The sequence below is a fragment of the Thomasclavelia cocleata genome (genome assembly GCF_900102365.1).
Taxonomy (GTDB): domain Bacteria; phylum Bacillota_I; class Bacilli_A; order Erysipelotrichales; family Coprobacillaceae; genus Thomasclavelia; species Thomasclavelia cocleata.
On record NZ_FOIN01000036.1, the window covers coordinates 1 to 26,355 of the forward strand.

The following is a 26,355-nucleotide window of genomic DNA, read 5'->3' on the forward strand; positions in this document are numbered from 1 at the left end:
ACAGATAAATGGAAAGAGATATATAGAATTAGAAAAGAGAGTATAGAACGTGTATTTGGAGAGTGCAAGGAAAAACATAATTTAAGATTTACACGATTAAGGGGGCTGAGGAAAAACAAACATCAGGGAGAGCTTATTTTTGCATGCCATAATTTAAGAAAGATGGCAGGATGGCTATGGAAAGACAGGCCAGTTTTTATAAAAAAGGGCAATAAAAGTGAAATATATAAAGAAAAAGAAATAAATAATAAATCAAAAACAAAAAAAGGTGGTATAAGAACTTTAAAACTAGTTTTTATACCATCTTTTGTCAACAGCCTGAGACGCTATGCGTCTATTTTGCTTTAATAATATATAATCTAGATAAATAATCTCCATTAATACCATTATAAATTTCTCTATTTTCACCACAAGAACTATCACTAGTAATCAATCCTAAATTCATCAATTCATCACCATAATGATCAGTTTCATTGATTGATACATGATATTCTTTATCTGGATCTAAACCTAATAACTTAATCCTTCTAAACCCTTGATTAACTTCTTGTAATGGACGATAATAACCTACAATTGCTGTATTCAAATCATTTGAAACTACCATCCATACTGTTTCATTACCCTCAAATGGACTCTTTAAGCGATAGAAAGTCCCAAACTGAATAACTTCACGATATTCTTTCATGAACTTCACTTGTTCAATGATTTTATCCTGTTCTTCTTGACTTAGCTTATTTAAATCTAATTCATAACCAAAAGTTCCAAAATAAGCTACATTTGCTCTTGTTTCAATTGGTACATTTCTAAATACTTGATGATTAGGTATAGCTGATACATGAGCCCCCATTGAAGAAATTGGATAAACATATGAAGTACCATATTGAATCTTCAATCTTTCAATAGCATCAGTATCATCACTTGTCCAGCACTGTGGTGCATAATACATCATTCCTGGATCAAAACGAGCTCCACCACTAGCACATGATTCAAATAACACCTCTGGAAAACGTGATATTAATTTTTCATATAAACGATATACACCTAAAATATATTCATGCATCACTTTTCCTTGAGAAGAAGGACTATGAACACAAGAATAAACTTCGCTCATACAACGATTCATATCCCATTTAATATATGAAATTTTTCCTTCCTCAATTACTTTTGCCATCATCTCATAGACATAATCTACTACCTCTGGATTAGAAAAATCTAAAACATATTGATTACGACCATGACAACTATTTCTATTTGGTGTTTCTAATGTCCATTCAGGATGTTTACGATACAATTCAGAATCCTTATTAACCATTTCTGGTTCAAACCATAATCCAAACTTCATTTTTAAATCAGTAATTTTTTTACCTAATCCACTAATACCATTAGGCAGTTTTTCTAAATTAGGATACCAATCCCCTAGTCCTGCTTTATCATCATTTCTTTTTCCAAACCATCCATCATCTAAAACAAATAATTCTATTCCTAACTTTTTAGCTGTTGTTGCAATTTTCATGATCTTTTCTTCATCAAAATCAAAATAAGTTCCTTCCCAGTTATTAACAAGTATTGGTCTAACCTGATCACGATATAACCCTCGAGCTAAACGTTTTTGATATATTTGGTGATACGTTTGTGACATAGCATTTAATCCTTTATCACTGTATACCATTACTACTTCTGGTGTTTGAAAAGATTCGTTGTTTTCTAATTCCCAACTAAAACAATGTGGATGAATTCCCATCATAACACGAGTTACATTATAAGTATCTACTTCAACCTGAGCTAAGAAATTACCACTATAAACAAAACTAAACCCTAATACCTCTCCATCATACTCATTACAATTTTCTCTTTTTAAAGCAATGAAAGGATTAAAATTATTACTTGAACATCCACGAAGTGAATATATTGATTGTATCCCATGTTCTAGTTTACGATTCTTTACACTTCTTTCCCTAGACCATGCTCCTGTTAATTCAACCATTTCATAATTCTGATCTGGTAAATCTAAAGACATACTCATTATTTGATTTATAATTAATTTTTGTTGACTACAATTTCTAATAAATGAATTTCGACAAATAACTGCTAAGTCTTCATAAATTGTATAACTTAAAATTAATTCAGTTTTAATAACCTCATCATATAAAGTGATTAACAATGTCACAGCTTCATCATCATTTTCTACATATGTAGCAGGTAAATTAGCTAATTTAGGTTTTCCTTTTATAATATGATGATCACGATATTTAAAATCGAGAATTCTACTACCGTTTTCTTGAAGAATATCAATTGCTGGATGACGCATATCTCCTGATCCATATACTGGATATTCTTGTTTAATATGTTCTAATGAAAATGTTAAATCACCTTCAAATGTACATGCCGCCATTGGTCTTGGTTTTGCTTCAAAAAGATGATCAAAATTATCTCGATCGTGAATTACTTTGCCATAATATAATTGACCTAATTGATTATTTTTTAATACTTTAAAGATATAACTTATTTGTGAATTATATAAGTGAAATGTTTGTGATGATTTATGAAATTGAATTGGCATAGTTTACCTCCTTTAATTCTTTGTTTTGATTATTTTCTTCTACCTTGTTTTCTTCTTTTTTTAATGAAAGAATATTCATAATTCTAGTCATATATTCACTATTTAATTTATAGTATTTTTTATAGACAATAAAGCTTATAATAACAAAGATAATTGGTAATCCTATCATAATGATTCGCATTCCATTAATCGTTGACATAGATTGAACTGCATCTGGAATATAACCAGTTGCATCTAATGCAAATCCTGTAAATAATGCCCCCATAGCTGAAGCAAATTTAACTAATAAAGTCTGAATTGAAAAAATAACTGATTCATTACGAGTACCTAATTTATATTCTCCATAATCAACAACATCAGCTAAAACAACTGTCACCGTTCCTAATTGTAAACCTGAACCTAATTTTACACATATTCCTGCAATAGCAGTTAAAATATAATTTTTTGGAAATAAAATTCCAGTTACAAATAAAATAATTAAACCAATAACAGGTATACTACTTGCAAGAGCATAGACTTGTTTTTTAGACATTTGTTTAGCTAATTTTGGAAAAATGATAAGTCCAAATATTTCTGCAAAACCAGCAAACATTGTAAAAATAGAAAATAAGCCTTTATCACCAGTAACATAGATAAAATAATAAGTTTGAACTCCACTGATACAGTTCATAGCAAAGTTAAATGTCAATATTACAGCTATTGCAACTAGTAACTGATCATTTTTTTTAATAACTTGGATCATTTGCTTAAATGATGTTTTTTCTGTTTTCTTTATTTCTGTTCGATCAGCTGATTTAACATTTAATACAGTAATACCAACAGTTACAATAAAAACAATTGCAATTACCCATGCAAAACGTGTAAATCCGTCTTGAGCATTCCCTTTTCCTAAAAAATCCATAATTTGTAAACCAAAACCACCTACTAGTAAAGATCCACCAATTGAAGCAAAAATTCTTGGAATAACCGCTATTCTATCTCTTTCTTCAGGATTAGAAGTCAAATTTGGTAACATTGACCAATATGGAATATCCATAATTGTATATGTCATTCCCCAAACTATATACATAACTGAAGCAAAAATATATAATGATGTTCCTGATAATCCCCAATTAGTAAATAAGCATACTAGTACAACAGCATTAACAATTGTACCTATCGCCAGCCAAGGTCTAAATTTTCCCCATTTAGTATGTGTATTATCAACAATCATTCCCATACCTAAATCATTCACTGCATCCCAAAACTTAGCTAAGAAAAATAACGTTCCCACAAAAGCTGCAGATAATTTTAAAACATCTGTAAAATATAGCATACAGTAGGTAAAGATTATCCCACAACACATATCTTTTCCTATTGCTCCAAGACCATAAGAATATTTTTCTTTAAAAGATAATTTTTCGTTATTCATTTGATTACTTCCTTTCTATTGTTATAAATGGAATATTTGCATCAACCATTCCATATTGATCTACTGTTATATCTCTTCTATTTAAATTTGTAAAAACAAAAGGCGTTGCATCAATACAATGATGTTTCTTTAAAACCATTATATCAAATTCAATTAATTTATCCCCTTGTTTTACATTTTCACCTGCTTCAACAAATACTTTAAATCCATTACCTTTTAAAACATTTGTATCTAACCCGACATGAATTAAACACTCAATTCCACTTCCCTTTAAAGCAATTGCATGCTTTGATTCAAAAATAAACTCAACTTTACAATCATATGGTGCATAAACAATATTTCCAGTTGGAAAAATCACTACACCTTCACCTGTCATTCCTTTAGAAAAAACCTCGTCAGGACAATATTCTAAAGGACTTACTTTTCCTTCAATTGGACAATTTATTTCAATTTTCTTTTTAAAAATTCCCATATACAACCTCCATCAGCAAATTTTGTAAGCGCTTTTACATTTAAAATTATAACATTAGGATATGTTTTTAACAGTATTATATGTAATCAAAATATGTCTAAATGTTATATTTTATTAAATATAATTGTAATTAATTACTTCCCGCAAAAAATCAAGTTAACATTATGACATATTTGTTTAACATTTTATATATATTGATAAAACAATATTTTTCTTTAACTCTATAATAGTTTGTATTAGAATAAACAAGAGGTGAATTATCAAATGAAATTTTCAAAACGAATGGATTTATTTCCTGAAAGTATTTTTACAGCTCTAGCAAAAAAAACAGCCCAAAGAAAACAAATGGGCTTAGAAGTTATTGATTTTAGTACTGGTACCCCTAATATTCCACCAACTAAAAATATTCGTGAAGTAATAGCTAAAGCTGCTCTTGAACCTAAAAATTATGTTTATGCAATCAATGATCTACCAGAATTAATTGATTCAGTTATCAACTGGTATCAAAAAAGATATAATGTTAACGTAAAAAATGATGAAGTTTGTTCTCTACTTGGTTCCCAAGAAGGATTGTCTCATTTAGCAATGACTTTAATTAATGAAGGAGATACTGTATTAGTTCCTAATCCCAGTTATCCAGTTTTTAAAGATGGTCCTTTAATTGCAGGAGCCAGAATTGTTGAAATGCCATTATTAAAAGAAAATAATTATTTAATTGATTTTGATGCTATTAATAAAGCTGATGCTAAATTAGCTAAATTTATGATTGTTTCCTATCCAAATAATCCAACATGTGGAATTGCTGATGATAAATTTTATCTTGAATTAATTAGATTTGCAAAAAATAACGATATTATTATTCTTCATGATAATGCATATAGTGAACTATTATTTGAAAAACCAGGAAAAAGCTTTTTGTCTTATCCTGGTGCAAAAGATATTGGAATTGAATTTAATTCATTATCAAAAACATATGGACTAGCTGGGGCACGAGTAGGATTTGCTGTAGGTAATAGAGATATTATTAAACAAATAAAAACTTTAAAATCAAATATGGACTATGGGATGTTTATTCCTATCCAGCTAGCTGCAATAGAAGCCATAAGTAGTGATCAATCGTGTGTTGAACAAACACGTATGGCATATAAAAAACGTCGTGATGCTTTTTTAAGTAATGCTAAAAAAATAGGTTGGGAAATTGATAAATCAAAAGGAACAATGTTTATTTGGGCTAAGATTCCTGATAAATATAGAACTTCAATTGATTTTGTTAATGACTTATTTGATCAAACTGGTATTTTATTCGTTCCTGGCAGTGCATTTGGTACATATGGAGAGGGCTTTGTTAGAATTGCCTTAATCCAGGATATTGAATTAATTGAAAAAGCATTTATTATTATGAATAAAACAAATATTTTTAAATAGAAAAAATATAATCGTGTTCTATTAGAAAATATATATTAAAAACCTTTTACGTTTAATTAGAAAATAATTTAATTTCATTATATAATATAACTGACTATACCCTTAAATCATAATATAAATTCCATTTTCTTAAAAACATCTATTTTCTATCATTACAGTAAAACTGACATTGTTAAAGGATAAAATCATTCTAGCAAAAAAACTGATTGAGATATGTTATAGAGGTGTCTATTGAATTAGTGGTATTTTTTATAACATAATTATATTAAAAAAGACGTTTTGTCTCAGTGATAATTACTGGTTCAAATCGTCTTTTTTATTTAGAACTGCTTATTTCATTACACCCTATTCAATTTACCATGGTCTTGGTGGCCCTGGCGGTCTTGGCGGTCCCGGCGGAAACGGTGGACCTGGCGGTCTTGGTGGGCCTGGTGGAAATGGTGGCCCTGGCGGTCTTGGTGGTCTCGGCGGAAGAAAGGGTAAAAAATAACATCCCCAAAACTAACTCATCTATTCATGTTTATTATACCAAATATTATTCATACTGACAAATTCATACAACATACGACACAAAAACTATTTTTTCAAAGTCACTAACAACAAAAAGGGGAATTATCAAAAAACCCCTTTTTGTTATTCATTTAGTATATTATTTATATTCCCTTAATTCCTAGTTTTCTCGGCATAATCGCTATCGCTTTTATTCCAATTTTTTCTAAATATGAGACAGCTTGAAGATTAGACTAGATACGTCTATTTTAGAACAGCCATTCACTAAATAATGTTCCTCCAACAACTTAGCCATGCGGTTATAATAAGTGTTGACCGTATTAGGACGAAGCCCGAGGGAAGTGAGAAAAAGCTTATAGTTGGATAATAAGTTATACTTCATTTACAACTTTTCCTCCTCAAGTTACATCAGCAGCGTGACATAATATATATAATATATATATTATGACATTATATGTTAATTTGTTTTTGGCACCAAAAGCTAGTAATACCATAGCTTTTGGCGGTGTAACCTTTATATTCTGTTTTTTTAGAGGTTACACTTTGTAATACTGATATTCACCCATTGTTTTACTGCATAAAAAAAGCAATAACTATTAAATCAGTTATCACTTTTCCAATGTTTCTTTATTTTTGTCAATATAGGCAATTGCCTCAGCGATTGTTGTTGCGTCAATTATTCCTAACATCTCGCCTAGATGGTCACTGTTCCAAAATACATCATCAAATTTTGACAGTGTACAGGATAACCTTTGATTGGGTAGTGCTATCCAATTATAATTAGTGGTTGTACCAACTATAATTGTAAATTCCCGTCCTTCTCCCTCGACGACTGCCTCATAATAATCGCAATAAAATATCACGGATTTTATATAGGTTTTCCATTTTACCCTTTTACTTTCTATAAGTGTACTGCAGTTTATTATTATTTCATTTGTTTTCAATTATTTCCTCCTTTTTTTATTTTAATTGTCATAAAAATTATGAAACATTTTTTTGATATAGATGATAGCCATCCATTACTTTTTCGTAAAATTTTTTGGCATTGTCCGTTTCTATTATTTGAACTTTGTGATATATTTTCAGCTTTTTTAATTCCCGTATGATAAGTTTTCTTGTCTTATTATCAACAATCGGGATAACAAGAGAGGTACCATGTTCTCGTACATATTCATTATCCAGTTCATGAATAGTTGTTAGTAATTCTTTGATTGATGTTGCTTTTCTATATGTGATAGCCACTTTTTAATCTCCCTGATATTCTTATTTTTTTATTAATCACCTCTTATGGTTACTGCAAATCTTTGATTGAAACTGTATAATTTAAAAATCTATAATTTATATGTGTATAAAAACGTCTGCGATGACCAGAATATAATTAACAACATAAAACTCTAATCCGTAGAATAATCAATTCTACGGGTTTGTTTTGTTTTATAAGGGTTTTAGTGTTCTTGACCATAATTTTTACCCTTTATAGTTTTGCTAAAAGTTCCATTTGATTTTTTTTCTGTTGCTCGGTGGAATGAACATATATGTTCATGGTCGTTGATACATTTGAATGACCCAATATCTCACTAAGGGTTTTGATATCCATGCCAAGCTCTATACATCTGGTTGCAAAAGTATGTCGCAACCCGTGAAAGGTAATTTGTGTTATTTTAATTTTTTTAATCAGTTCCTTAAACTGATACTGTATAGAACGGGGATCAATCATATCATTATTTTTATTTACTAATACATAGTGTTTACTGCTACGATAATTTTGCTCATAATACTTACTTAGAATAGAATAGAGTACTGAGGAAATAGGAATTTTTCTAATGGCTTTGTTTGTCTTTGGCGGTGTAACAGTTAAAATTGTCTTTGTTGCTCGATACGGAACCTGAATTTGCTGTATTCTTTGAACAGTTTTATTAACAACTATATATTTATTATTAAGGTCTATATCCTCCCAACGGAGCGCACATATTTCCCCAATCCTAAGACCCGAGTACAAGCATACTAGTATTGCCAAAGAAATAGTATCTAACTTTAATCTGGTATGGAATTCAAGTATATTCTGCTCATTTCTAGACAGTACCTGAATGTTTTTCGCTTCATTTGAAGGTATTTCTATCTGCAAACAAAACGCTTTGATATAGCCTTGTTTTTGTGCAAATAAGACTGTTGATTTGATAACATATACAATACTTTTAATCGTACTTGATGATAATTTCTTCTTTGTTCGTTTATTCTTTAAATTAATCATGGAAATAACTGCTTCCTGAAACATACTGTTAGAAACATCATCAAGACAAGTATTTTTAAAAACGTCATTTATATAATTGGTGTATAAATTGAAATACTTATTGTAGCTCGACTGTTTGATAAAATTCTGTTTGTATTTTAACCATTCTTGAAATACATCATCAAATGTCATTTTTTTAGAAGTTTTTTCTATTTTACTGTCTTTTTCTTTAGCTATACAGTTTTTTAATTTTGCTTTTACCTCTGAATATGTTTTAGCATAAACAGAATGATAAACCGCTTTACCATTCTTTCTATCTTTGATATAACGTGCTTCCCAGCGTCCGTCTTTTCGCTTATGGATATTTTCACCACGTCTAGGCACGAGATTTTGACCCCTTTCTTGACTGTAAACAGTTTGTATAAGTGCTATTTTTTTATCACATTTATAAAAAACTATTGCAATAAACAACATAAAATGATACAATTAATATAGATTTTTGATTGAAATTGTACCCCTTATATATTCATAGAATTGATTATTCCATGAACTAATAGGATAAATTTAGTCAGTATATCTATATGAAATGTTCATTAAAAGTTGTCATGCATATTAATAAAAAAATAAGAAGTTAGAGTTTTTCAAACATTCTAACTTTTTTTGTGTCTAGTTCTTAGGAAATTGGAATAAAAGCGAAAGCGGTTATGCCGAGAAAACTAAGAACCAAGGAGCCATAATGGTATAATAAGCAGATAACAAAAAAGAACTTTTTTGTAAGTTCCCTTTTTGTTGTTATTAATTAATAGTATTGTCATATCAAAGCTCATTCATTAATTTATTTATGTTGTGGTAAATTCGTGGTAAAACAAGTCTTTTCAAACTTATAAAACCATTGTTAAATGTTGTGTTAACTAGGTTTTCTTTATTTTAAATATTTTTTTATTTTTAAAAAATTACTAAATGGAAAGTTTATAAAAAATTTTTACTTTTAATTATTCATCTTTTTTATTATTGGTTACTTCTTCATTAAAGATAATTTCTTCTATAACAGCTTTACCATAAAAAGTATTTTCTTGTGGTTTATTAATCACATGTATTTTATGAATAAACTTCTTTAAAAAGTTGTTTTTTTCATTATCACTAAATAATTCCCAATTTTCACGTAAATTGGTTATGATATCTTTCTTTGATATTTGAATCATTTCCTCTTCTGTTTCTTCACATATACTTTCCATTTCAGTAATTATTTGGTCTCGTTGGATACCTAGTTCTTTTTTTATTTGGTGAAAAGTTACAAAATCGACATCATTTTTAATATATAAACGCATTACTTCTTCTTCTTTTCGGTCGAGCTTTTTTAGTTGCTTTTCCAAATCCTCCTTTATTGTATTTAGTAAATTAGTTTCTTCTTGTTGCTTGATTTCTACTTGGTCAATTATTTTTTCGTTTATCTTGATTTCATATTCCTTAATATAATTTACAAATGCCTCTTCCATTTTAGAATGGGCAATACTTTTCGCATTACAAAGTCCTATTCCCATCCCTTTGTTGGGACATCTATAGCTGGTATATTTTTTTCGTTCTCCATTTGCTAAAGTCTTTATCTTAATATGACTATTAAGACGACTTCCACAAATAGAACAATATAATGCTCCTAGAAAATAATTATTTTCATTTCCGTGTTTTGTTTTTGTATAATGTTTTACTTGTTCAAATTTTTCTATTATTTTATCATAAGTTTCTTTTGTTCTTAATGGCTTATGTTTTCCTTTATGTTCCGTATATCTCGTCAAATCATCTGTATGATGTCGTGTCATCCCATGATATACTGGATTTGTTAATACATATTTTACCGCTTTTGACGTCCAATAATTTCCCTCACCTTGTTTCGTTTTAATTCCTCGTACATTTAATTTAAATGCTATTTTATGGCATGAATAATCATCTACTAGAAACATATGCTCCATCTCTTTTAATATTTTTGCTTCCTTATGATTGACATAAATTTCTTTTTTTCCTTTTTTTCTATCATATCCCCATGCGGTTGTACAAGAATATAAACAGTATCCCTCACTTACTTTTCTGCTGTTGGCAATCTCCACTCGTTCAATTGTATTTTCACGTTCAAATTCGGCAAAGATTCCGATAATTTTTAAGAACATGCGACCCGTGGCAGTACTTGTATCTATCATTTCCATAATAGATGTAAATTGACAATCTTTTTCGTTTATTAAATCAACAAAATCAACTAAATCCCGGACACTACGTGTTAGACGGTCAACTTTTAATACAAGTACATTATTTACTTTTTCATTTTCAATATCATGTAAAAGATTTTGCATTTCGGGGCGGTCTTTCATATTCTTTCCACTAATACCCTCATCAATATATAGCTTGTAAATATCCCAGCCCATTACTTCGCAATACTTTTTTAGTCTATCTGTTTGAGCCCCAATAGAGTATCCATGTATCACTTGTTCTTGTGTTGATACACGAATATAGATTCCAACCTTAGTATTATTCTTTTGATTCTTTTTTGATTCTTTCATTACTTTCACCTATCCTTTTTTTATTTTGAATAGATGCTTTTTTTAATTTTGTAATGATAGAGGTTTCCATAAAGAACTCAAGCATTTCTCTTTGTGTTTTCTCTGATAAGATGATTTTATTATCCTTATTCGGTTTCATCAAATCCCCCTTATCTATATGCTTTCTATAACATATAAGAAAGGTGATTACTTTATGCTTAAATACCATTTAAACTAATCATCATTACACCAATTTTTTTGTGGAGGTGTTTTTTTTATCCCCTTGCGAAACCATGGACCTGGTGGTCTTGGTGGGAATAACCACCAAAACCAAAACGGTGGAAAAACTTGTCTACTAACAAACGGCTCTCCTTCTATGAATATTTCATTTTGAAGTGGATCCATTATAACACCTCTCTTTACCATATTCTATTCATTATCATGGCTAATTTTTAGGCACATATCATTATTAATACTATTTATTACTCATTCTTTTATATTAGTAATTCATAATTTAATTAATAAAAAACATAAATACATATTAAAATTCAATAAAAGAAAATAATCTCTTTAACCTCATATACCATTTGATGAAAAATGGTTTATATATTTTAATTGATAATAGTAGACCTCCTATTTTTAATAAACTGTCAAATATCACTACATAGAAAAACAAAAACACATAAAAATTAAAAGGCTTAACTCCCATACAAATCAGGAATCAAGCCATATCATAGTTATTAAATTTTAAATCCATTTTTAAGTTAGCTTTAAAACAAATTAAATACTTCTATTATTTTACACGAACTAATTCCAAATAACTTGTATCACCAATTAATCCAGGCTTACCACCTGTAACAAGAATCAATTCTCCTGCTTCAACCCCATTTTCTCGGGCAATAATCTCTGCATAATCCATCATACTTGAACGAGTTGTCATTGATTTACAAATAACTGGTTTAACTCCCCAATTAATTGCTAATGCTTTTGTTGTTTCAACAATTGGTGTAGCAGCAATAATTCTTGCTTCAGGACGATAACGAGACATTTTTCGAGCAGTAAAACCACTTTCAGTAAAAGCAATAATTGCAGCTACTTGAAATTTTGAAGCGATTTCTGCAACAGACATACAAATAGCTTCAGATGTATCTTGTGGTGCTGTTAATACTGCTTGGCGATGTAATCCATCATAATCTAAACTTTGTTCAGTTTTCAAGGCTATTTTACTCATTGTCATAACAGCTTCTTGAGGATATAAACCAGAAGCAGATTCACCAGATAACATTATTGCATCAGTTCCATCAAAAATAGCATTAGCAACATCACTTACTTCTGCACGAGTAGGACGTGGATTTTGTTGCATACTTTCTAACATTTGAGTCGCTGTAATAACCAGTTTACCCATATCTTTACATTTACTAATAATATCTTTTTGAATTAATGGTACATCTTCAGCAGGCACTTCAACACCTAAATCTCCACGAGCTACCATGATTCCATCTGCAATCTTTAGTATCTCATCAATATTTTCCACACCTTCGCTATTTTCAATCTTAGCTATTATTTGAATATCCGAACGCCCATTTTCTATTAATAATTTTTTCACATCAAAAACATCCTGTGCCCTTCTTACAAAAGAAGCAGCAACATAACTAAATGGCTGACCACACCCAAATGTTAAATCATCAATATCTCTAGCAGATAGATAATCAAATCCTAATTTAATTCCTGGCACATTAATACCACGCTTATTTTTAACTATTCCATTATTAGCACATACACAAACAATATCAGTTCCTTCAACATGATCAACTAATAATTCAACTTGACCATCATTAACTAAAATAAAACCACCTGGTCTAACATCCCTATACAATTCTTTATAAGTTATCGTAAAACGCTCACTAGTACCTTCAATATCCTCTTGACAAATAGTAACAACTTGTCCCTTTTTAAATTCAGTTTTCCCACCAACAAAATCTCCAGTTCTGATTTCAGGACCTTTAGTATCTAACAAAATTGCTACTGAAGTATCTAATTCCTTATTAATTTCTGCAAGTAATTTTATTTTTTTTAAATGTTCTTCATGACTACCATGAGAAAAATTAAGTCTCATTACATTCATGCCAGCTTTTACTAATTTAGTTAACATATCTTTATTATCTGATGCTGGCCCAATCGTACAAACAATTTTAGTCTTACTCATTTTTTCATTTTTTAACATCTTACCATTACCATCCTTTTCTTCTTTGTAACATTTTATACAAATATTATAACTGATTGAATTTATACTTACGAGGCTTTAAACAAAAGATATTAATAATTAAATACCTGTGTCATCTTATAAACCTAAATTAATTGCTACAACAATTCTTATTAGATATATTTATGATTACCATATTTAAATATAATTAATCTTCTGATAATATCATCTATCTATTTTCTAACTTTTAAAAAATATATTTAAATATTTTAGATTCTATCAACCAGTCAAAATTTGTTCTTATATCTCTATACAAATATTATATTACTTAAATTTTACTTAAATTTCAATTATATTTTAGTAAATTATTAATATAATACTATTTTAATTTGTAATTAACCCTACTTTTTCCTATAATAACTGCTATCAATTAGTATTAACTATCTTTCCTATTTACTATTACATTAAAATGAAAAGGAGCTTTCGCCCCTATAACACTTTCATACCACCATATTTACGTACTTTTAACACATGACAAGAATCTTTTCCAAAAACTTTTTCAATTTTCTCTTTGTAAATTGGTACAAATTCATCTTTTACAAAAGCCTGAATAGTTCCAGCAAATCCTCCACCATGAACACGACAAACACCATTTTCACCAATTATCTTTTCAGACATTGCCAACCCAATCGAAACGCTTTGATTTTGAACATCACAATTAGCATAAACGTTTTGTAAAAATTTATAAGAACTATCACCTGAAGCTTTAATCAACTTTTTAAATTCTTCAAAATCACTAGTATTTAAAGCTTCTACTTGTCCTTCAACTCGTTTATTTTCAGCAAATAAATGAATTGCTCTTAACACTGCACGATCTTTACAAACTTCTCGTACACCTGCTATATCATTAAAAAATGCTTCTTCATCTACTTCACGTAAAAATTCTTTACCAAAATAATTTGCCACTTTTTTCATTTCACTAGGAATAGCAGCATATTCATCTGTTAGATCAGCATGTGAACCTTTTGTATCAACTATACATAAACTATGCCCAAACTTAGAAAAATCCACTTCAACTTTAACTACAACTGGTTTTTCTACATCCTTAAAATCAATATTAATTAAACTCCCTACAGAACTAGCACATTGATCCATTAAACCACATGGCTTACCAAAATAAACATTCTCTGCATATTGTCCTACTTGGGCAATTAATACAGGATCAATTTTCATATCATTATATAATCCAGAAATTATTGTTCCAATTATTGTTTCAAATGCAGCAGATGAAGATAAACCTGCTCCCATTAATACATCACTAGTAATAAATGCATTGAAACCACCAATTGTATAACCTAGTTCTTTTAACCGTGAACATACTCCTCTAATCAATGCTTCTGAAGTACCTATTTCATCTTTTTTTATTTCTAAATCATTTAAATCGATTGGTGCAATATCAAAATCATCTGACAATACTTTAATTATATTATTATTTCTCCCTACTACAGCAATTGCATCAAGATTTACTGCTGCTGCTAAAACACATCCATGTTGATGATCTGTATGATTTCCACCAACTTCACTTCTACCTGGAGCACTGTATATTTCTACATCAGTATCTCCATACAAATCTATATACTTTTCAATTGCTTTAATATAACGAGTTTGTTGATAATCAATTAGACTTTCATCAACATAAATATCCTTTAATAATTCATTGTATTTTCCATTTTTAAAATCTTCTTTTATAATTGTTGCTTTGATCATTATTTAATTACCTCAAATTTATATGATGTTGTTTCATCATATGTTTCACCTTTCTTTAATATCGTTGTTGGATGCTCCTCAATATTTATTGCATCTGGTAAGTTTTGTGTTTCAATACATACTGCAAAGCGACGAGGATAATTGATTCCATATTTACCAATACGACCATCTAGATAGTTTGCTGTATAAATTTGAGCTCCTGGAAGAGTTGTACATACAGTTAATTTTCTTCCTGTTGTCTCATGAAATAATTCTACCTGATCTTTATACTGATTAAAAATAAACGGATGATCAAATCCTGCACCTAATTTAATTTGTTCATCATCACAATCTATTACATCGCCAATTTTAGTCATAATATTAAAATCGAATGGTGTTCCCTTAACTTCATTATACTTACCAGTTGGTAAACCATCTGAATCAATACAAGCATACTTATTACTATGAACCAGTAACTGATGATTATAAATATCTTCTTTAGCACCTGATAAATTAAAATATGAATGATTGGTTATGTTTATAATTGTATCTTTATCACTAGTAGCTAGATACTGAATTGTTAAAGTTTCTTTATCTAATGTATATATAGCTTTAAACTTTAAATTTCCTGGATACCCCTCTTCACCATCTTTTGATAAATAGCTAAATTCAATGCTATTATCCACTATTTTATAATCAAAAATTTGATAAGAAAAACCTCTAATACCACCATGTAAACAATTAGGACCATTATTAATTGGTAAACTATAAGTTTGACCATTTAAGCTAAATTTTCCTTTACCAATTCGATTTGCAGTTCTCCCAACCAATGCCCCTAAATAAGCATCTTTAGTCTGATAATCACTAAAATCATCATAACCTAAGACTACATCATCAACATTATCATCTTTATCTTTCATTAATATTTTTATGATAGTACATCCATAATTAGAAACAACTACAGTTAAATCATCATTTTTCATTTCAATTAAATCGATTTTATCATCAATTTTATCAATTACCTGAATCATTTTATACTCCTTTCAATACTGTATTTACAAAACTAGTTAAACCATCAATTCCCTGATCATCCATTTTAAATACACCTGCATCTTCCAAGACATTAACAAATTTAACTGTTACCTCTTCTCTTAATATTTCTTCTACATTATCTTCATTAATATCATGCTTACTAATTAAATAATCATACCAATCAAGATGTTTACTTAATTCAGGATAATCTTTGATCTTTACTTTGTTCAACAAACAATCACTTAATAATTTTAACTCATCTTTTAAACGTGCTGGTAAAATAGCTAAACCCATTACCTCAATTAAACCAATATTTTCCTTTTTAATATGATGTGACTCTTGATGAGGATGAAATATCCCATCAGGATACTTTTCATTTGTTCGATTATTTCTTAGTACTAAATCAATCTGATACTTGTTACCTTTCATTCTTGCAATAGGAGTAATCGTATTATGAGGTGTTTTATCACTATAAGCAATAATATCTAAAATTGGTTCATTGTAATCACGCCAACATTCTAAAATATGACTTGATAATTCTATTAATTCTTCTTTACTTTCTGAAGTTAATCGTACTGTAGATAATGGCCATTTTACAATTTCAACTATAGTATTAGGAAATTTATCGCATGTTAATGTTTTTAATACTTCAGCGCCTTGTATTGGAAATTCATAATTCCCCCCTTGATAATGATCATGAGATAAAATTGACCCACCAACTATTGGTAAATCTGCATTAGAACCAATCATATAATGAGGGAAAATATCTAAAAAAGAAAATAAATTCTCAAATGTATTTTTATTAATTATCATTGGTTTATGTTCTTCATTAAAGACAATGCAATGTTCATCATAATAGACATATGGAGAATATTGTAAATAATATTTACCTGTTTCTAGTTTTAGTGGAATGATTCGATGAGTCTGTCTAGCAGCACGATTTAAATCTCCTTTAAATCCTACATTTTCTTTACATAACAAACATTTAGGATAACCACTAGATTTAATTAATTTGGCTTTAGCAATTTCTTTAGGATCTTTTTCTGGCTTTGATAAATTAATTGATATTTCAATATTGCCATACTTAACATATTTTTTCCAACGAATATTTTTATCAGTTCTACTTTTTCTAATATAATTAGATGCAATTGATAAACGATAATAATAGTCAGTTGCTTGTTGAGGTAAGATTTTATATTTTTGTTTAAATGTCTCTATCACAGTATGAGGACGAGGCATAATACAATTCATTATTTTAGTATCAAACAAATCACGACTAGTAATATTATCTTCAATTAATCCTTTTTCTACTGCCTGATCTAATAACTTTTCTAAAATTGGTGTAGCTAAAGAGAAATGTTCATGAATTTCTTCATATTCAAAATTATTTTCTTCTAATAATTCCAATAATAAATTTACTGAATAATCACATTCATCAGCAGTTATCATTTCTTTGTCCAAAGCAAATTGAATTAATTGGTTTATTTCATGATTCATACTTTTTCCTCCCTTGTTTACATTTTTAATTGTATCCTTTAAATAGTAAATTGTCAATCTTCTTTACTAAAACATAGACAGAATTTTACTAAATTATAGAACATGATTTTACTAGAGATTTAAAAAATAAAGATTTTTTAATAATATATTTGATTTAAAGGAAATTGAGGATACTATATATTTTGAAGCTAATTATTTTTGAGTATTATAATAATGTGTATAAAATAACATGATGTAAAAAATATTGTCTTTTTATCTACTACCCCTCATAGAGAATATAATCCAACTAATCCATATAATAAAACCAAATTAATAATCAAAAATCAACGAGCTAATGTTCTAAAGTATATAAAACAAATTATGTTGAATTAAAATATTTTAATCATCCAAATAATAAAATAAGTAAACTTCATAATTTAATAAAACCCATTCCCCCTTTAATATTATAGGTTCTATCAAAACAATCTACATTTGTAGTAATTATTACAATATTCCTAATAAAACATATATTTCTGATTACATTCATGTTTTTGATATAGCTGATGCCTATATCAACATATTAAAATATAAAAAATCATCAATACTATTAACTAATTCATCAATTAATATAATAATTCCAAGATTAATTACAAATAAATAATACTAAATCAAAATAAATTTTAAACCAGCAGCATAAATTACTAGTATTGAAGATATAATTTCTTCTACTTGGAACTTTTATCTTAATCAAAAATAGGTTATAATAGTATAAAATGAGATAAGGAGGAAAATCATGGCTACAATAAAAGATATTGCCAATCTTGCAAATGTTTCTAGTGCTACTGTTTCTAGAATTCTTAACAATGATAAAACACTTTCAGTTCCTGAAGAAACAAGACGAGCAGTTTTTAATGCTGCCAAAGAATTGAATTATACAAAAAAAAGAAAAGTAACTAAAAATGATTTTACATTGGGGGTTGTTCAATGGTATTCTATGCAGCAGGAAATCGATGATCCATATTATCTCCAAATAAGACAGGGAATTGAAAATTTTTGTTTACAAAATCAAGTTAATGTTATTCGTACTTTTAAATCTGATCAAAATTATCTTGAAGTATTAAAAAATGTAGATGGTTTAATATGTATTGGTAAATTTAATGAACATGAAATTGTTCAGTTTAAAAAAATATCTAATAAAATTATCTTTTTAGATATGCGAAGTCCTAATCATGAAGATAGTACAATTACATTAGATTTTGACAAAGCAGTAACTGATGCTTTGGTATATCTTAAAACCTTAAATCACAATAAAATTGGTTTTTTAGGTGGAAAAGAATATGTAGATGATAGCATATTATATCATGATAATCGTAAAGAAATATTTATTGATTTTTGTAAACAAAATAACATTACATATGAACCATATTTATTAGAAGGTGAATTTTCTAATGAATCTGGTTATACAATGATGATCGATATGATCAATCAAAATGATCTACCAACCGCAATATTTTGTGCTAGTGATCCAATCGCAATTGGAGCCCTAAGAGCTCTACAAGAGCGTAATATTCAAGTTCCTGAAGATATTTCTTTAATAGGATTTGATGATATTAAAGCGGCCAGCTTTACTACACCGCCACTTACAACTGTTTTTACTCCAGCAGATTTAATGGGAGAGTATGGTGCAAGTATTGTTTATAATATTTTAAGTAAATATTCTTCACCAACACCAATGCAAATAACTTTACCATGTGTATTAATTGAAAGAGAATCATGTAAAGAACTAGAAAACTAGTTCTTTTTTATATGTTAATACACAGTTTACTCATAAACATAAAATAAATCTTATTTTGTTAAATAAAAACCTAGAGAAACAACACTTAAACCAACATTATCAAAAAAATCCTTGATGATGTTTATAAAACCATGTTAAAGAATTGTTACTTGTTAGCGATACTAAAAAATTATTTTCAAACACAATAAATAAAATTAATCCAAAAGACTAAATAACATAATAATATTTAAAAAACTAATAAAAAGCCAGTCAACTTTGACCAGCTATTTATTATATTAATATAAATAATTACCTAGTGGTTTTTTCATATGCTCAACAACATAACCACTACCTCCACGATCTTTTACATCCTCAACCATAGTAGTAATTAAGATTGGAGTATCACTATTAGTAGTCATTACTGTAAACCACCCTAATTCAGTTCCATTAGTATCACTTTGTGAAGATTTTAGTTCAGCAGTTCCTGTTTTTCCTGCCAATTCAATATCATTATGATAAATCGCATGTCCTGTACCATTACTATCACTAATAACACCTATTAAGGCTTCTTTAATAATATTAACAGTACTTTTGGAAAATACTGATTTAATCCAAGACTTAGGCTTTTGATCAATAATTAAATATGGCTGAAAAATATCTCCTTCATTTACAAATGAACTATAAATTGATGCTAATTGAACTGGGTTAATTAATAATTCCCCTTGTCCATATCCACTATCAGCTAATTTTTGATCATCAAACTTACTCTCCTTATTTAAATATTGTGAAAGATTCAAAGATAATTCAAAGGGTATTTTTTTACTAATCTTTAACTTATCATACCCTGAGGTTAATTCATCTTTTCCTATCTCGACTGCACTTCTTGCAAAATAAACATTATCAGAATAAATAATTGCATTTTTTAAATTATTTGGAGTTGGCGCATGTAAAGTAGTTACATAATAATTTCCCCAGCTAGAATCCTTTTGCCATTTATCCAAAGCTCCTAAATCTTTATTTGGCTCAATTTTTTTAGCATCTAAACCAATTGCTCCAGTAATTGGTTTCATGCTTGAACCTGGAATATATGTTGCTTTAAAACGATTAGTTAGTGGTTTTAAAGCATCATTATTTAAATTTTCCCACTGTTCACTATTAAATCCTAAGATAAAATCATTACTTGAAAATGAGGGGGTCGAAACTAATGCTAAAATCTCACCTGTTTTAGGGTTCATTGCAACAGATGCACTTTTATCATTTTGATATTCATTATACAAATCTTTCTGTAAATCAATATCTATAGTTAATTTGATATCCTTACCATCTTTTACTCTTTTATTTGCAATTATTTTAATTTCTTTACCATCTTTATCAGTAATAATAATCTTTTTACCATCAATACCTTTTAAATCTTTTTCATAAGCTGCTTCAATCCCACTTCTACCAATTAATGAAGTTTCACTATAACCCTCATTTTTATGTTTTTCTAGATCTTCAGCATTTACTTGTTGTAAATATCCAGTTAAGTGTGATGTAACTTCACCATAAGGATAATAGCGCACATATACTGTATTTAATTTTACTCCTTTTATAGCTAATAATTGATCAGCTAATAATTTACCATCATCATCTTTTGCTATCTCTTTTAATGGAACAAAAGAATCATCTTTAATCCATGATGCACTCATGATTTTCTTTATCTTATCAACACCCATATCTAAAAGATCTGCAATTGCCTGATAATCACCTTCACCGTTTAGTTTTCCACGCACAAGTCCAACTGAATAAGCTTCACCAATTGTCGCTAACTCTTTATCGTTACGATCTAGAATCTTACCTCTACTAGCGTTATCAGTTAAAACTCTAACTTTATTTTCACCTTCTATACCATCAAAAAGCATTTTTTCATTAAAAACTATTTCATCATTTTTAACAGTAATTTTATTATCATAACTTACTTTTCCTGCAATTGTATCCATTGATATAGTACAATTAACTACATCATCATTTATTTCATTAATTTTTACTTTCATATTTTTAGCTTCAATTCCATCATAAATATTTTCATAACGTGTCTCAAATACTTTCTGTGAAGTCCTAGCTAAAGACCCTTTTGTCAACATAGCATACATTTTTTTATAATCTTTTTTTACCAAATGAGAATAATACTCTTCTACTGCTTCACCTGCATCTTTTCCTTGGTTAAATAAAAAAAATACTAATGTAACAATAACAATTATTGCAACTCCAATAATAAATACTTTTGATTTTTTTAAACTTAAATTCATTTTCTTCCCTCTTTTCCATAAATGTTAAGTATATTGTAATTTCATTTTAATAATTTTACCACTACTTTATCATAGAATAAGTAAACCTGCAGTAGATATTATTAAAATAACAAATAACTATAGGAGCTAACATTCATTTTGAATATATTTAAATTCACATCATATGTTTAAGATAGTCAACTAAAAACAATAATCAATATACGATAAAAATCATACAAAATATTATAAAAAGTGCATATGTTATTAAAGATACTTGAAAGTGTTTACAATATTTTTATCTAATGTTATACTTAGTAAAAAATTATAATAAATAGTTTTGTTTAAACTTGTATCAATATACTATAAATTATAGAAAGGGGCAAAGTAATATGAAAAAAATTGTTTTATTATGTGATATGTTAAATGAGATGACAATTACTAACGATTTTTTAGTAAACAATATGAAAGAAGCATCATATAAAAATTCTATTGACTGCGAAATATACGCTTACCCTATTCAAGATGTGTATGAAAAAGCTAAAGATGCAGATGTCATCCTACTTACTCCATTAATTTGCTTTAAACAGCTTATGGTGGAAAAATTAGTTCATTGTCCTGTTGAAAAAATAGGTATGGGTGCTTATGCTAATATTGATGGTAAATATATTTTAGATCGAGCTTTTGCTAAAATATCTGAAAATTGTGTTCAATAATATGCTATTATAATTAAAATATATTTAACTGCAGCTGTCTCTTTTTATTAGAAGTGACAGTTCTTTTAATAATTTGATCATCATCATTTAACTCTCCTAATAGCAAAGGACTATTTTCATTATGCATTAACATATTTTTTTTAACTATCTTATGATTACAAGCATAACAATATATACAACCATGATCACAACTACTATAAGCACCAATATCTATACTCGCTAAACATAAGCAGTTACTTCTGTTTCGATTATTTTTTATTTCTAATGAATAACCTAATAACTTTTCAATATATTGTTTATCAAGACAGCTTCCTTTAAGAATACCATATTTTTCTAAATCATATTTTTCACTACAAGTTTGAATCTGTAAATTATATTTAGCAGCAATTGCTCCTAAATGTTTAGATAGATAAATAATTTCCTCTTCACTTAATTCATTAAATTTTCCGATAATATTTTTATAAATATCTAAATAACTTATTATCACAATATTAGTATACTTAAATAACAACTGACACATTTTTTCAAACATCTTTAAATGAAATTCAATATCATATCGTTTATTTAATAAAATTGGATCATATCTCCAAATTATCCTATCTTTTCCAATAAGATTACTTAAATTAATAAAACTCTTAATTATACTTAATTTAGGTGGCAAACCTGGTTCTATATCCTGATCATATGATGTAATTGTAATCATAAAATAATACTTATAACCTAATTCATCAATCATTTTTAAATAGGGTATTATTTTTTGTGGATTCTTTGTACAAAAAGCAATACAATCTACAACATCTTTACTAATATTGATATAACTAACCTGTTGTTTATTATATGGATTTCTAACCAAAACATACCCTTCTTTTAAACGATTTATAAACCATTTTGGATATAAAGCACATATATCAGTTCGTCCTGAAACTTGTAAAATCATCATGTTCCCCCTCTTATTTATTTACCATCATTATTTTTACACATTAAAATTAATTTTATGATAAAGTGAATCTGAATAAATTTTTTCATTAATTGCCATAATATATTAACATCATTATCATCATGAACATTTTATCACAATTATTTCCAAATATTAATAATCATCTTCTATCATTTAGAAAACATTCATGTTATACTTTTCTATGATTTGAGGTGGCTTATGAATGAACAAAAACTTATTAATTTAATTGGAGAAATTGGCAGACTACTTTTAAAACATGGAGCAGAGATCTATCGTGTTGAAGAATCGTTGATTAGAATGTGTAAAAGTTATGGATATCTAAATGTTGAAGTATTTGCATTACCAACATACTTTACCCTGACAATTGAAATGCATGATAATCATACTTATACCCTATCAAAACGTACCCAACAAAATCATGTTAATCTTGACATGGTATATGAACTTAATAACTTAGTTCGCTATGTGTGTAATATGTCTCCAGACTATGATTATCTTAAAAAGAAAATAAATAAAATTAAAAACACACCTATAAATATGCCTTTAGTTTTTGTTGGATATGGACTAGGAACAGGTTTTTTCACTACTTTCTTTGGAGGAAAAATAAATGAAACAATTACAGCTATGCTGATTGGCTTTATCTTATATTTTTTTATTTGGCTAATGGAAATTTTAGAAATTAATAATCTTGTTTCTACACTTTTATCAAGTATTCTCTTAACTACTATAGCAATTTTTAGTTTTAAATTAAACATAATCAGCTCTCTTCAGTCAACAATTATTGGCTGTTTAATGATATTAACTCCTGGGGTTGCTATTACTAACAGTCTACGAGATATTATGAGTGGTGATTATATATCAGGTATGGCTCGAATGTTGGAAGCGTTATTAACAGCTACTTTCATTGCTGCTGGTGTTGGTATTATGATGGTTATATTAGGAGGTTAAAATGCAAGGATTAATTGAATGTCTTAGTGCTTTTATGGCATGTGTAGGCTTTGCTTTCATATTTAGAGTTCATCAGAATCTTCATTTTGCTATTATTGGTTCACTTGGTGGTGCTCTAGGATGGCTTGTTTTTTTACTTTGTAATGTTTTACATAATGAATTAGCAAGCTACTTTATTGCCATGACAATAGTTACTTTATTTGCTGAAATTGCTGCACGTATATATAAAGCTCCTGCTACTATTTTTTTAATTATTGGTTGCTTTCCCCTTGTCCCAGGTCGTGGAATTTATCAAACAATGCTTTATTGTACCCAAGGTGAAAATGCACTCTTTTTAGACAGTTTCATTCATACCATTGCTATATCTGCTAGTTTAGCCTTAGCAATTATGATTGTGTCTACTATTTTTAAAGTCATAAAAAAATTATCTTATCATAAAATCAAGGTGAACATATGAAAATACTAGGATTAATAGTTGAATACAACCCTTTCCACCATGGCCACTTATACCATCTAAATAAAGCTAAAGAATTACTAAACCCTGATCTTACAATTGCAGTCATGTCAAGTCACTTTGTTCAACGTGGTGAACCAGCAATTAGTGACAAATGGACTCGAGCCCAAATAGCTATTAAAAATGGGGTTGATTTAGTTATTGAACTGCCATTTGTTTATAGTGTTCAAAGTGCTGATTATTTTGCACATGGTGCAATTGATATACTAGCTAAACTAAAAGTTACAGATATTGTCTTTGGTAGTGAAAATGGAGATATTAATATTTTTAATGATATTGCCTATACAATAAAAAATAATCAAAAAGCATATAATAATATAGTAAAAGAACAAATGAATTTAGGTTTGCGGTATCCTGATGCCTGCAATCAAGCTTTATCTTTGTTAATGAATAAGACTGTTACTACACCTAATGATTTACTTGGTCTTGCATATGTTAAAGAGATTATAGATCATGATTATCCAATTGAAATGCATTGTATCAAAAGAACTAATGATTTTCATAGTTTACAAATTGAAGCTATCAGCTCTGCTAGTGCCATTCGTCATGCTTTGAAAAATAAAATTGATATAAAAAATCAATTTTGTAATTACAAAGAGTATAAGGAATTTTATTTTTTAGATGACTTCTATCCTTATCTACGTTATAAAATACTAACTACAAGTAACCAATCATTAAAACAATTACATTTAGTAGATGAAGGTATTGAAAATTTACTTAAAGAAAAAATATTAGTATCTAATAATATGGAACAGTTAATAACTAATCTATCTTCTAAGCGTTACACTCGTTCACGAATTCAGCGAATGCTAATTCATATTTTAATGAACAATACTAAAGATCAAATTATCAATGCAATGCATTTAAACTATATCCGAATACTAAAAATGAATAATAATGGTCAAGCATATTTAAATAAAATAAAAAAGGTTTGTGAGTATAAATTAATAACTAATTTTTCCAGCTATACACACCCTGCTTTAGATTTAGAATTTAAAGCCACAAAACTTTTATCATGTTTATCAATTAATCCAAATAAATTGGTTGAGCTTGAATATAAGAGTATTCCAAAATAACAGTTATTTATAATATTCTAACCAGAAGTTATATTAAAATTATATTTTTTTATAGTTTTTAATTCTTTATAGTTGGAAAAGTATATAACAAAAGAGTAATAGAAAAAATTGTTTGAATTAAGAAAGTAAAGCATAACTTAATGTTTTATAAATAATTGAAATTTTTAAATACAAAAACAGCACAATTTTCTTCAATGTCATTAAGTTAAGGAAATGATATTGAGGATATCGATATAAAAATATTGGTATCCTCTTTTTTTTATAAAAAAGTGTTGACATTTAAATGAGTTTGTGAGGCTTATTATTCATATTTTTTATGAATAATAAGCCTATTGTTTATAGGTATGAACTTTTGGAGGTATGACTTATGAACAATTTTAACTCTCTTAGAAAAAATTTGAATCACTGCATTAAGATTTTGAATAATTCTCGTTCTCTTTTCGTTGAGAATCCTAATACTGATTTTATCCGTAATCGTAAACTTGATTTCTCTACTGTCATTAATAATATCA

The 26,355-nt window shown here is 28.2% G+C and carries 21 protein-coding genes; 7 read left to right on the forward strand and 14 right to left on the reverse strand.

Annotated elements, in window-relative coordinates:
* The coding region (locus tag BMW96_RS14535) for a transposase (protein WP_244881311.1) at positions 1-348 on the forward strand (348 nt) is incomplete at its 5' end.
* On the opposite strand, the gene BMW96_RS10945 is transcribed toward BMW96_RS14535, so the two are convergent.
* Genes BMW96_RS10945 through BMW96_RS10955 form a run of 3 tightly spaced genes read right to left on the reverse strand, consistent with a single transcriptional unit; the run spans position 335 to position 4,443 of the window.
* A complete protein-coding gene (locus BMW96_RS10945; RefSeq protein WP_092355749.1) occupies positions 335-2,560 on the reverse strand; it encodes an alpha-galactosidase in 2,226 nt (741 codons plus the stop codon). The two genes, BMW96_RS14535 and BMW96_RS10945, sit on opposite strands and share 14 nt — an antisense overlap.
* Positions 2,541-3,971 carry a melibiose:sodium transporter MelB gene (gene melB / locus BMW96_RS10950; protein WP_092355752.1) on the reverse strand — a complete coding sequence of 477 codons (1,431 nt, stop codon included), beginning with the start codon at positions 3,969-3,971 and terminating at the stop codon, positions 2,541-2,543. Before melB ends, BMW96_RS10945 begins: the two co-directional genes overlap by 20 nt.
* Positions 3,972-3,975: 4 nt before the next feature.
* Positions 3,976-4,443 carry a PTS sugar transporter subunit IIA gene (locus BMW96_RS10955; protein WP_092355755.1) on the reverse strand — a complete coding sequence of 156 codons (468 nt, stop codon included), beginning with the start codon at positions 4,441-4,443 and terminating at the stop codon, positions 3,976-3,978.
* Positions 4,444-4,707: 264 nt separating this feature from the next.
* Between BMW96_RS10955 and BMW96_RS10960 the strand changes: the two genes are divergently transcribed.
* Entirely contained in the window at positions 4,708-5,868 is a 1,161-nt protein-coding gene (locus BMW96_RS10960) for an aminotransferase class I/II-fold pyridoxal phosphate-dependent enzyme (RefSeq protein ID WP_092355759.1), read from the forward strand.
* A gap of 1,118 nt (positions 5,869-6,986) precedes the next feature.
* On the opposite strand, the gene BMW96_RS10965 is transcribed toward BMW96_RS10960, so the two are convergent.
* From BMW96_RS10965 to BMW96_RS11000, 9 genes are all read right to left on the reverse strand, one after another.
* Entirely contained in the window at positions 6,987-7,322 is a 336-nt protein-coding gene (locus BMW96_RS10965) for a DUF6618 family protein (protein WP_092355761.1), read from the reverse strand.
* 37 nt (positions 7,323-7,359) lie between these two features.
* Positions 7,360-7,620: a hypothetical protein gene (locus BMW96_RS10970; protein WP_092355763.1), complete on the reverse strand. Its 261-nt coding sequence runs from the start codon at positions 7,618-7,620 to the stop codon at positions 7,360-7,362.
* Positions 7,621-7,852: 232 nt separating this feature from the next.
* Positions 7,853-8,992: a tyrosine-type recombinase/integrase gene (locus BMW96_RS10975; RefSeq protein ID WP_162207556.1), complete on the reverse strand. Its 1,140-nt coding sequence runs from the start codon at positions 8,990-8,992 to the stop codon at positions 7,853-7,855.
* A gap of 608 nt (positions 8,993-9,600) precedes the next feature.
* Entirely contained in the window at positions 9,601-11,157 is a 1,557-nt protein-coding gene (locus tag BMW96_RS10980) for a recombinase family protein (protein ID WP_092355768.1), read from the reverse strand.
* On the reverse strand, positions 11,126-11,296 hold the full coding sequence (locus tag BMW96_RS14225) for a hypothetical protein (RefSeq protein WP_157796078.1): 171 nt from the start codon (positions 11,294-11,296) through the stop codon (positions 11,126-11,128). Before BMW96_RS14225 ends, BMW96_RS10980 begins: the two co-directional genes overlap by 32 nt.
* Positions 11,297-11,929: 633 nt before the next feature.
* Complete coding sequence (pyk, locus tag BMW96_RS10985) at positions 11,930-13,360, reverse strand: pyruvate kinase (RefSeq protein ID WP_092355771.1); 1,431 nt, start codon at positions 13,358-13,360, stop codon at positions 11,930-11,932.
* 468 nt (positions 13,361-13,828) lie between these two features.
* A complete protein-coding gene (locus BMW96_RS10990) occupies positions 13,829-15,106 on the reverse strand; it encodes a galactokinase (RefSeq protein WP_092355774.1) in 1,278 nt (425 codons plus the stop codon).
* Positions 15,106-16,116 carry an aldose epimerase family protein gene (locus BMW96_RS10995; protein WP_092355777.1) on the reverse strand — a complete coding sequence of 337 codons (1,011 nt, stop codon included), beginning with the start codon at positions 16,114-16,116 and terminating at the stop codon, positions 15,106-15,108. The genes BMW96_RS10990 and BMW96_RS10995 overlap by 1 nt, the downstream gene beginning before the upstream one ends.
* Position 16,117: 1 nt before the next feature.
* A complete protein-coding gene (locus tag BMW96_RS11000; protein ID WP_092355780.1) occupies positions 16,118-17,614 on the reverse strand; it encodes a UDP-glucose--hexose-1-phosphate uridylyltransferase in 1,497 nt (498 codons plus the stop codon).
* Positions 17,615-18,386: 772 nt separating this feature from the next.
* Between BMW96_RS11000 and BMW96_RS11005 the strand changes: the two genes are divergently transcribed.
* Complete coding sequence (locus tag BMW96_RS11005; protein ID WP_092355783.1) at positions 18,387-19,388, forward strand: LacI family DNA-binding transcriptional regulator; 1,002 nt, start codon at positions 18,387-18,389, stop codon at positions 19,386-19,388.
* A 275-nt stretch (positions 19,389-19,663) separates the two neighbouring features.
* On the opposite strand, the gene BMW96_RS11010 is transcribed toward BMW96_RS11005, so the two are convergent.
* Positions 19,664-21,655, reverse strand: coding sequence for a penicillin-binding transpeptidase domain-containing protein (locus BMW96_RS11010; RefSeq protein WP_092355786.1), 1,992 nt, complete (start codon positions 21,653-21,655; stop codon positions 19,664-19,666).
* Positions 21,656-22,023: 368 nt separating this feature from the next.
* Between BMW96_RS11010 and BMW96_RS11015 the strand changes: the two genes are divergently transcribed.
* Complete coding sequence (locus BMW96_RS11015) at positions 22,024-22,347, forward strand: PTS sugar transporter subunit IIB (RefSeq protein ID WP_092355788.1); 324 nt, start codon at positions 22,024-22,026, stop codon at positions 22,345-22,347.
* Between the two features lie 13 nt (positions 22,348-22,360).
* Here BMW96_RS11015 and BMW96_RS11020 read toward each other — a convergent pair whose 3' ends face one another.
* Positions 22,361-23,284 (reverse strand): DUF1848 domain-containing protein, encoded by a 924-nt coding sequence (locus BMW96_RS11020; RefSeq protein ID WP_092355792.1) that lies wholly within the window; start codon positions 23,282-23,284, stop codon positions 22,361-22,363.
* A 219-nt stretch (positions 23,285-23,503) separates the two neighbouring features.
* On the opposite strand from BMW96_RS11020, the gene BMW96_RS11025 reads away from it, so the two are divergent.
* From BMW96_RS11025 to BMW96_RS11035, 3 genes are read left to right on the forward strand one after another with little or no spacing between them, the layout of a single operon-like run.
* Entirely contained in the window at positions 23,504-24,253 is a 750-nt protein-coding gene (locus BMW96_RS11025; protein WP_092355796.1) for a threonine/serine exporter family protein, read from the forward strand.
* A gap of 1 nt (position 24,254) precedes the next feature.
* On the forward strand, positions 24,255-24,710 hold the full coding sequence (locus BMW96_RS11030; protein WP_092355799.1) for a threonine/serine exporter family protein: 456 nt from the start codon (positions 24,255-24,257) through the stop codon (positions 24,708-24,710).
* Positions 24,707-25,843 carry a nucleotidyltransferase gene (locus BMW96_RS11035; protein WP_092355805.1) on the forward strand — a complete coding sequence of 379 codons (1,137 nt, stop codon included), beginning with the start codon at positions 24,707-24,709 and terminating at the stop codon, positions 25,841-25,843. Before BMW96_RS11030 ends, BMW96_RS11035 begins: the two co-directional genes overlap by 4 nt.
* Positions 25,844-26,355 lie beyond the last annotated feature (512 nt).